This is a genomic window from Streptomyces niveiscabiei (assembly GCF_001419795.1).
GTDB lineage: Bacteria > Actinomycetota > Actinomycetes > Streptomycetales > Streptomycetaceae > Streptomyces > Streptomyces niveiscabiei.
The window spans coordinates 1-8,448 of the sequence record NZ_LIRL01000830.1; the positions used below are offsets into that span (position 1 = coordinate 1).

Below are 8,448 nucleotides of genomic sequence, written 5' to 3' on the forward strand. Positions count from 1 at the left end.
GGCCTGAGGCTGAGGCGGGCGGGAGTACTACCCGGGGACTACTCCAGAGCTACTCCGGTGCCGACCCACGAGCTACTCCGGTGCCGACCACGTCCTGCGCCCCTCCATCAGGTTCGACAGCCCCGACCACGCGAAGTTCATCAGCGTCGTCGCCGCCTCCCGCGCGGTGACGCCGGCCGTCGTGTTCGCCCAGTCCGCCAGGGACTCGGCGGCGCCCACCAGCGCCTCCGCGAGGCCGGCGACCTCGCGCTCGGGGAGGTCGGGGTCGCGGTGGGCCTCGCGGGCGGCGGCGACGATGAGGCCGGTGACGAAGGCGACGATCTCCTCGCGCATCGCGGCGACTTCGAGGGCGAACCGCTCGCCGTGGGTGCGGGCCTGGAGGTGGAGGACCGACCAGGCGTCCTGGTGCTGGGCGGTGTGCGCGAAGAACGCCCGCAGCCCGTCCCAGAGTTGGCGGTCGGCGGGCAGATCCGTGGCGATCGCGGAGCGGATCGCGGCGACCAGCGCGGCGGCCTCGCGGCGGATGCACGCGGTGAAGAGGTCGTCCTTGGAGTTGAGGTACAGGTACACCAACGGCTTGGAGACACCGGCGAGTTCGGCTATCTCGTCCATCGAGGCGGCCATGTAGCCCCGGCGTCCGAAGATCCGCACTGCGGCGTCCAGCATCTGCTGCTCACGGACCGCGCGCGGCATCCGCTTGGTCTTCACGGCACCCATGAGCCAAGGTTAGGGCCTGTCCGGCGGTTCAACTCCCCCTCGGGCGGCGATGCTTGGCTCAGCCACCGACCGGGACGGCTGTGTACGTCAGGAGGTCTGGCCCTGCACGCGCGGCCCGGCCTCGTCGGTCTCGGCGTCCTCCTGGGTGCGGTTGGCCTCCAGGTTGGCCTTCATCCGGTCCACGCGCGCGACGACGTCCTCGGAGGCGCGGTCCCGCTCCCCGCGCAGGGCGACGAAACTGATCGGCGCGGAGAGGACCAGCGCGAGCAGCACGATCCACATGCCGTTGGAGTCGCCGAGGCCGCGCGGGACGATTCCGGCGTAGACGAGACCCCAGACGACCCCGAGGCAGCCCACGAAGATTCCGAGGCGCATCAGCGTGTAGCGGAGCATGGCAATCCACTCTTCCGGTTCGAAAAGGTCCGTCGTCCAGTCAACCACGCCTGACGGGAGATCTTGGACGGGGGTCAGACCAGGGGGAGCAGCATGATGATGTCGTCCCTGTCGTCCCCGGGAGCTACGCGGATCGCGTCCGGGATGCGGCCGACCTCCTTGTAGCCGCAGGACCCGTAGAACCGTTCCAGGCCGAGGCCGCCCCGGCAGGTGAGGCGGATCGCCTCGACGCCGTCGAGGGAGCGGGCGGCGGACTCGGCGGCGGCGAGCAGGTCGCGGCCGTACCCCTTGCCCTGGTGGGAGGGGTGGACCATCACCGTGTAGAGCCACAGCCAGTGCGCCATCAGGCGGTGGGTGTTGAGGCTGAGGAAGGCGGTCGCGGCGACCTTGCCCGCCTCGTCGTGCCCGACCAGCAGGCGGACCCGGCCCTCCGCCAGGTCCGCGAGGTGCTTCAGCAGCGCCGGGCGGACGGTCTCCCGGTCGACGGGCGGGACGAAGCCGACGGCGCCGCCCGCGTTGGAGACGTCCGTCCAGAGGTCGAGGACGCCGTCGCGGAGGTCGGGGGTGATGGCGGGATCGAAAGTGAAGGTAAGGGCCACAGATCCACCTTAGGTCTTACCCGGTGAGTACTGGAGGAGTACTCGGTCACACCCGCATCGGCTGCGGCGACTCGCGGCGCAGCGGGTCCGGGCCGTCGTACTCGCGGATGACCTCGTAGCGCGTGTTGCGCTCCACCGGGCGGAAGCCGGCGTCGCGGATCAGGTCGAGGAGGTCCTCGCGGGTCAGCTTGTTCGGGGTGCCGAAGTTGTCCGCGTCGTGGGTGATCTTGTACTCGACGACCGAGCCGTCCATGTCGTCCGCGCCGTGCTGGAGGGCGAGTTGGGCGGTCTGCACGCCGTGCATCACCCAGAACACCTTGACGTGCGGGACGTTGTCGAAGAGGAGGCGGGAAACCGCGAACGTCTTCAGGGACTCGGCGCCGGTCGCCATCCGGGTGCGCTCCTGGAGGCGGTTGCGGACCTTGCCGTCCTTCAGGTCGACGAAGTCGTGCTGGTAGCGCAGCGGGATGAAGACCTGGAACCCGCCGGTCTCGTCCTGGAGTTCACGCAGCCGCAGCACGTGGTCGACGCGGTGGCGGTGTTCCTCGATGTGCCCGTACAGCATGGTGCACGGGGTCTTGAGGCCCTTCTCGTGCGCCAGGCGGTGGATGCGCGACCAGTCCTCCCAGTGGGTGCGGTGGTCGACGATGTGCTGCCGGACCTCCCAGTCGAAGATCTCGGCGCCGCCGCCGGTCAGCGACTCCAGGCCCGCGTCGATGAGTTCGTCGAGGATCTCGGAGGCGGACAGCCCGGAGATCGTCTCGAAGTGGTGGATCTCCGTCGCCGTGAACGCCTTCAGGGAGACGTTCGGGAGGGCCGCCTTCAGCTCGCGCAGGGACCGGGGGTAGTACCGCCAGGGGAGGTTGGGGTGCAGGCCGTTGACAATGTGGAGTTCGGTGAGGTTCTCCGACTCCATCTCCGTCGCCAGCCGGACGGCCTCCTCGATGCGCATCGTGTACGCGTCCTTCTCGCCCGGCTTGCGCTGGAACGAGCAGTACGCGCACGACGCCGTGCACACGTTGGTCATGTTGAGGTGGCGGTTGACGTTGAAGTGGACGACGTCGCCGTTCTTGCGGGTCCGCACCTCGTGCGCGAGGCCGCCGAGCCAGGCCAGGTCGTCCGACGCGTACAGGGCGATGCCGTCCTCGCGGGTCAGCCGCTCGCCGGAGCGGACCTTCTCCTCCAGCTCGCGCTTGAGCCCGACGTCCATGCCTCCACCTTTCGTACGACAGCTCCCCCAAAGGTACCCCCGCGTGTAGTACCCCCCTCCCGTAGTACCCCTCAGACCTCCTCGGGCAGCGCCCCCACCCGGTTCTCCCACTTCGTCGACAGGACGATGGTCGTACGGGTACGGGAGACCCCCTTCGTCCCCGACAGGCGGCGGATGATGCGCTCCAGGCCGTCCACGTCGCTCGCCCGCACCTTGAGCATGAACGAGTCGTCGCCGGCGATGAACCAGCAGTCCTCGATCTCGCCGAAGTCCTTCAGTCGGCGGGCGACGTCCTCGTGGTCGGCGGCGTCCGAGAGGGAGATGCCGATCAGGGCGGTGACGCCGAGGCCGAGGGAGGCGGAGTCCACGGTGGCCCGGTAGCCGGTGATCACGCCGGCCGCCTCCAGCCGGTTGATGCGGTCGGTGACGCTGGGTCCCGACAGGCCGACGAGGCGTCCCAGCTCCGCGTAGGAGGCCCGGCCGTTCTCCCTCAGGGCCTGGATGAGCTGCCTGTCCACGGCGTCCATGCGATTCGCGCCTTCCGATGAGAGATCCGTTCGCGCTCGAAGGGATCTGCGAGGTTCCTGATGTGTGCCGGTGACGGTACGGAGGGTCCCCCACGGGCCTCCGGTTCCCCAGCCGCCGGGCCGGCCTCCCGTACTACCCGGGTAGACCCGTACGGGGCGTGTGTGATGCGGGGGGCGGCGCTCAGTCGGCGCGCGCGCCCCCGGTGCCGGGTACCCGGCCGTCGCCGCCCCCGCCGCCGAGTTCGCCCTTCCAGCGGCGGTAGAGGCCGTGCGGGACGCCCGCCGAGTCCAGGATCCGGCCGGCCACGAAGTCGACCAGGTCCTGGATGTGGGTCGCGCCGGCGTAGAAGGCGGGCGAGGTGGGGACCACGCTCGCGCCCGCGTCGTCCAGGGTGACCAGGTGGCGCAGGGTCTGGCCGGTCAGCGGGCTCTCCCGGACGGCGACGACCAGCGGCCTGCGCTCCTTGAGGGTGACGCTCGCCGCCCGCTGGAGGAGGTCCTTCGACAGACCGAGGGCGACTCCGGCGACGCACGCCGTCGACGCGGGCACGATGATCATCCCTCTGGCGGGGTACGACCCCGAGGACGGGCCCGCGGCGAGGTCACCGGCCGGCCAGTACCGTACGCGGCTCAGCTCGACGTCGTAGCTCTGAGGTTTGCCGTCCGCACCCCTGCCGAGCCACTCCCCGAGGTCCTCGCGCCAGTGCCCGTCCCGGAACGAGATCCCCGTCTCGTCCAGCAGGGTGAGCCGCGAGGCCCGGCTGACGACGAGGTCGACACACTCGCCCGCTGCCAGCAACGCCCGCAGGACAGCGCCGGCATACGGCGTCCCCGACGCCCCCGACACCCCCACGATCCAAGGCACGCGCTCCGTTTCTCCTGCGTTCACACCTTGAGCGTACCGGCGAGCACGAAGAGCTTCAGGACCGGCCGGGGACCTTGGGGTCGACGGGGAGAGCACGGGTGGGGACGGTGAGCTTGCCGGTACCCCCGGAGGCGTACACGGCTAGTACCGCGCCCTGCTCAGACCGTCAGCCCCCGCACCAGCAGGTCCAGCAGGGCGCACGCGAACAGGGCGATGCCGATGAAGCCGTTGACCGAGAAGAACGCCCGGTTGAGGCGGGAGAGGTCGTGGGGGCGGACGATCGTGTGTTCGTAGACGAAGGCGCCGGCGACGATCAGGAGGCCCAGCCAGAAGAAGGCGCCCGCGTCGGTGGCCAGGGCGTACCAGACGAACAGGGCCGTGGTGAGGGCGTGACAGGCGCGGGCCGACCAGATCGCCGTGGGGATGCCGAAGCGGGCCGGGACCGACAGGACGCCGGTCTCGCGGTCCGTGTCGATGTCCTGGCAGGCGTAGATGAGGTCGAAGCCGCCGATCCAGATGCCGACCGCGAGGCCGAGGATCACCGCGTCCCAGGACCACTCGCCGGTGATCGCGAGCCAGCCGCCGATCGGGCCCATCGCCTGGGCGAGCCCGAGGATGGCCTGCGGGTAGTTCGTGAACCTTTTGCCGTACGGGTATACCACCATCGGGATGACGGCGACGGGGGCGAGCGCCAGGCACAGCGGGTTGAGCAGCGCCGCCGCGCCCAGGAAGACCACGACCGCGATCAGCGCGCCGGTCCACGCGTGCCGTACCGACACCGCGCCCGTCACCAGCTCGCGGTGCGCCGTACGGGGATTGCGCGCGTCGATCTCCCGGTCGATGATCCGGTTGACGGCCATCGCGAACGTCCGCAGCCCGACCATGCAGACCGTCACGAGCAGCAGCCGGCCCCAGTGGATGTTCCGGTCGAGCTGGAACATCGCGGTGAGGGCGGCGATGTACGCGAAGGGCAGCGCGAAGATCGAGTGCTCGATCATCACGAGGCGCAGAAAAGCTCTCGTACGCCCCGGCTGGGGCACCGCGGCAGCGGACGCGCTCACAGCCCGTACTCCGCATCACCCTGAGGTAGGGGGGTACTAGTACCCGCCCCCGCACCGCCGCTCGCGCGCACGCCACTCCGGCTCACAGCCCGTACTCCTTCCACCGCCGGTCGACCGTCGCCGCCGTCTCCGGGTCCGACACGACCATCTCCGGCCAGCCGCCGTCGCGGGTGTAGCCCTCCTCCACCCACTTCTTCGTCGCGTCGATGCCCGCCTTGCCGCCCCAGAACTGCTGGTACGACGCGTGGTCGAGGTGGTCGACGGGGCCCTCGACGACCGTGAGGTCGCGGGAGTAGTCCGTGTTGCCGAGGGCCCGCCACGCGACTTCGTGCAGGTCGTGGACGTCGCAGTCGGAGTCGACGATCACGATCAGCTTGGTCAGGGACATCATGTGGGCGCCCCAGATCGCGTGCATCACCTTCTGCGCGTGCTTGGGGTACTTCTTGTCGATCGAGACGATCGCGCAGTTGTGGAAGCCGCCCGCCTCGGGCAGGTGGTAGTCCACGATGTCCGGCACGATGATCTTCAGCAGCGGCAGGAAGAACCGCTCCGTGGCCCGCCCGAGGGGCCCGTCCTCGGTAGGGGGCCGGCCGACGACGATGGACTGGAGCAGCGGCCGTTTGCGCATCGTCACGCAGTCGATGGTCAGCGCGGGGAACGGCTCCTGCGGCGTGTAGAACCCGGTGTGGTCCCCGAAGGGCCCCTCGGGCAGCATCTCGCCGGGCTCCAGCCAGCCCTCCAGTACTACCTCTGCGGTAGCAGGGACCTGGAGGGGTACGGTCTTGCAGTCCACCATCTCGATCCGCTTGCCCGCGATGAAGCCGGCGAAGAGGTACTCGTCGATGTCACCCGGGAGGGGCGCGGTGGACGCGTACGTCACGGCGGGCGGGCAGCCGAACGCGATCGCGACCGGCAGCCGCTCGCCCTTGCGGGCGGCGACCTGGTAGTGGTTGCGGCTGTCCTTGTGGATCTGCCAGTGCATGCCGATCGTGCGCTTGTCGTGGCGCTGGAGGCGGTACAGACCGAGGTTGCGTACGCCGCTGTCGGGGTCCTTCGTGTGGGTCAGCCCCAGGTTGAAGAAGGAGCCGCCGTCCTGCGGCCAGGTGAACAGGGCCGGGAGCTGCTCCAGGTCGACCTCGTCACCCTGGAGTACTACCTCCTGGACCGGCGCGTCCTTGACCTTCTTCGGCGGTACGTGGGTCATCGCGCCGAGCTTGCCGAAGGCCTCGCGTACGCCGATGAAGCCCTGCGGCAGCTCGGGGCGCAGGAGGCCGCCGATCTTCTCGGTGATCTCCCCGTACGACGTGAGGCCGAGGGCCTTGAGGAGCCGGCGGTCGGTGCCGAAGACGTTCATGGCCAGCGGCATCGCCGAGCCCTTCACGTTCTCGAAGAGGAGCGCCGGACCGCCGGCCTTCTGGACGCGGTCGACGATCTCCCCGACCTCCAGATAGGGGTCGACCTCGGCTTTCACGCGCTTGAGGTCGCCCTCGCGTTCCAGGGCCCTGAGCAGGGAGCGAAGATCGTCGTAAGCCATGCGTCCCAGTATCGCCGAGGCACCTCACGGACCCGCGCACGGGCCCGTCGTACCTGAGGGCTAACCGTGTAGTACCGATGGGTGTGCCCGCCCCCTGCGCCGGATTTTCCCCAGCCGTTACCCTGGCCCCGACACCGGGGCCACCGGGCCCCGACGCCGTTTCCTGGGGGAACCCGCCCGATGCTCAGACTGCTGTTGTTCCTGGTTCCGCTGGCGCTGATGATCTTCGCGTTCATCGACTGCCTGAACACGCCCGAGGACGAGGTGCGGCACCTTCCCAAGGTCGCCTGGGTCTTCATCATCCTGCTGTTCCCGCTGGCGGGCTCGATCGCGTGGCTCGTGACGGGCAAGGTGCGTACGCCGCCGACGGGTGGCCGTACCCCCTCCGAGTGGCACCGCGACCACCGCACGACGTGGGTGGCACCCGACGACAACCCCGAGTTCCTGAACTCCCTGAAGGAGGAGAACAAGAAGGACGAGGCGCTCCTCAAGGAGTGGGAGGCCGACCTGCGGCGCCGCGAGGAGGAGTTGCGGCGCAAGGACACCGGCAAGGACGCCGGGGGCAAGGACGAGGGCCCGAAGAAGGACACGGACTGAGCGTCGGCCGGCGGGAGTTGTCAGTGCCGGGTGACACGCTGCCGCGCATGACGGAGACGACTCTTCCCGACCCTGACCTTCCCGACCCGAAAGCGGACCTGCTGCGGTACCTCCAGGAGGCCCGCGACTCCCTGCTGTGGAAGCTGGAAGGGCTCGGCGAGTACGACGTACGCCGGCCCCTCACCCCGACCGGCACGAATCTGCTGGGCCTGGTCAAGCACTGCGCGGGCATCGAACTCGGCTATTTCGGCGACACGTTCGGGCGGCCGTACTTCACCGAGGACCCGCCGCCCTGGTGGTACACCCGCGACGCCGAACTGAACGCGGACATGTGGGCGACGGCCGAGGAGTCCCGCGCGGACATCGTCGGCCTGTACCGCGCCGCCTGGGCCCACACGGCCGCGACGGTCGCCGAACTCCCCCTGGACGCGGTCGGCTTGGTCCACTGGTGGCCGAAGGAGCGCCGGGCGACGACCCTCCACCACCTCCTGACCCGCGTCTGCGCCGACACGAGCCGCCACGCGGGCCACGCGGACATCGTCCGCGAACTCCTGGACGGCTCGGTCGGGGATCGGGCGGACAAGTCCAACGTGCCGGAGAAGGAGGCGAGTTGGTGGGAGGAGTACCGGGAGAAGCTGGAGCGGAGCGCGCGGGAGGCGGACGAGGGATGAAGTGACGGGGGCGCAGCAGAGCCCGCCCGGCCACCGGGCCGACGGCGTACGCGCCCACCCGGACCGGCACCCCCGCCGCACACCCTCCCTCGGCTCTCGACCCCCCAGGCTCTAGGCTGAACCCCCGCAACACCCAAGCCGCGCAAGGCTCTTCGGGAAGGGCGACCGTACATGCCGCCGAGCAGCGGAGAATCGGGGTCTGTCGTCTCCGTCGGCGGGTACACGCTCGCCGAGCCGCTCGGCAGCGGCGGGATGGGCGTCGTGCACCTGGCGC

The 8,448-nt window shown here is 70.0% G+C and carries 10 protein-coding genes; 2 read left to right on the forward strand and 8 right to left on the reverse strand.

What is annotated here, in order from left to right; all coding sequences use genetic code 11:
- Positions 1-72: 72 nt before the first annotated feature.
- From AOK24_RS34635 to AOK24_RS34670, 8 genes are all read right to left on the reverse strand, one after another.
- Positions 73-717, reverse strand: coding sequence for a TetR/AcrR family transcriptional regulator (locus AOK24_RS34635; RefSeq protein WP_055723952.1), 645 nt, complete (start codon positions 715-717; stop codon positions 73-75).
- 87 nt (positions 718-804) lie between these two features.
- Positions 805-1,110 carry a DUF4229 domain-containing protein gene (locus AOK24_RS34640; protein ID WP_055723953.1) on the reverse strand — a complete coding sequence of 102 codons (306 nt, stop codon included), beginning with the start codon at positions 1,108-1,110 and terminating at the stop codon, positions 805-807.
- A gap of 74 nt (positions 1,111-1,184) precedes the next feature.
- Complete coding sequence (locus AOK24_RS34645) at positions 1,185-1,709, reverse strand: GNAT family N-acetyltransferase (RefSeq protein WP_055723954.1); 525 nt, start codon at positions 1,707-1,709, stop codon at positions 1,185-1,187.
- Between the two features lie 46 nt (positions 1,710-1,755).
- Positions 1,756-2,919 carry an aminofutalosine synthase MqnE gene (gene mqnE, locus AOK24_RS34650; protein WP_055723955.1) on the reverse strand — a complete coding sequence of 388 codons (1,164 nt, stop codon included), beginning with the start codon at positions 2,917-2,919 and terminating at the stop codon, positions 1,756-1,758.
- A 71-nt stretch (positions 2,920-2,990) separates the two neighbouring features.
- Positions 2,991-3,446: an Lrp/AsnC family transcriptional regulator gene (locus AOK24_RS34655; RefSeq protein ID WP_055723956.1), complete on the reverse strand. Its 456-nt coding sequence runs from the start codon at positions 3,444-3,446 to the stop codon at positions 2,991-2,993.
- A gap of 181 nt (positions 3,447-3,627) precedes the next feature.
- Positions 3,628-4,311 carry a UbiX family flavin prenyltransferase gene (locus AOK24_RS34660; RefSeq protein WP_055723957.1) on the reverse strand — a complete coding sequence of 228 codons (684 nt, stop codon included), beginning with the start codon at positions 4,309-4,311 and terminating at the stop codon, positions 3,628-3,630.
- 158 nt (positions 4,312-4,469) lie between these two features.
- Positions 4,470-5,372: a menaquinone biosynthesis prenyltransferase MqnP gene (gene mqnP / locus AOK24_RS34665; RefSeq protein WP_055723958.1), complete on the reverse strand. Its 903-nt coding sequence runs from the start codon at positions 5,370-5,372 to the stop codon at positions 4,470-4,472.
- Between the two features lie 82 nt (positions 5,373-5,454).
- Complete coding sequence (locus AOK24_RS34670) at positions 5,455-6,906, reverse strand: menaquinone biosynthesis decarboxylase (protein WP_055723959.1); 1,452 nt, start codon at positions 6,904-6,906, stop codon at positions 5,455-5,457.
- A 180-nt stretch (positions 6,907-7,086) separates the two neighbouring features.
- Here AOK24_RS34670 and AOK24_RS34675 point away from each other — a divergent pair, with 180 nt between their 5' ends.
- Positions 7,087-7,503, forward strand: coding sequence for a PLD nuclease N-terminal domain-containing protein (locus AOK24_RS34675; protein WP_055723960.1), 417 nt, complete (start codon positions 7,087-7,089; stop codon positions 7,501-7,503).
- A 47-nt stretch (positions 7,504-7,550) separates the two neighbouring features.
- Positions 7,551-8,174 (forward strand): DinB family protein, encoded by a 624-nt coding sequence (locus AOK24_RS34680; RefSeq protein WP_055723961.1) that lies wholly within the window; start codon positions 7,551-7,553, stop codon positions 8,172-8,174.
- Positions 8,175-8,448: the final 274 nt, after the last annotated feature.

What these genes read in the sequence shown, in the direction of transcription:
- AOK24_RS34675 (WP_055723960.1), top strand. Translation starts at nt 7,087, where the DNA reads ATGCTCAGACTGCTGTTGTTCCTGGTTCCGCTGGCGCTGATGATCTTC.
- mqnE (WP_055723955.1), bottom strand. Translation starts at nt 2,919, where the DNA reads ATGGACGTCGGGCTCAAGCGCGAGCTGGAGGAGAAGGTCCGCTCCGGC.
- AOK24_RS34680 (WP_055723961.1), top strand. Translation starts at nt 7,551, where the DNA reads ATGACGGAGACGACTCTTCCCGACCCTGACCTTCCCGACCCGAAAGCG.
- AOK24_RS34635 (WP_055723952.1), bottom strand. Translation starts at nt 717, where the DNA reads ATGGGTGCCGTGAAGACCAAGCGGATGCCGCGCGCGGTCCGTGAGCAG.
- AOK24_RS34655 (WP_055723956.1), bottom strand. Translation starts at nt 3,446, where the DNA reads ATGGACGCCGTGGACAGGCAGCTCATCCAGGCCCTGAGGGAGAACGGC.
- AOK24_RS34670 (WP_055723959.1), bottom strand. Translation starts at nt 6,906, where the DNA reads ATGGCTTACGACGATCTTCGCTCCCTGCTCAGGGCCCTGGAACGCGAG.
- AOK24_RS34640 (WP_055723953.1), bottom strand. Translation starts at nt 1,110, where the DNA reads ATGCTCCGCTACACGCTGATGCGCCTCGGAATCTTCGTGGGCTGCCTC.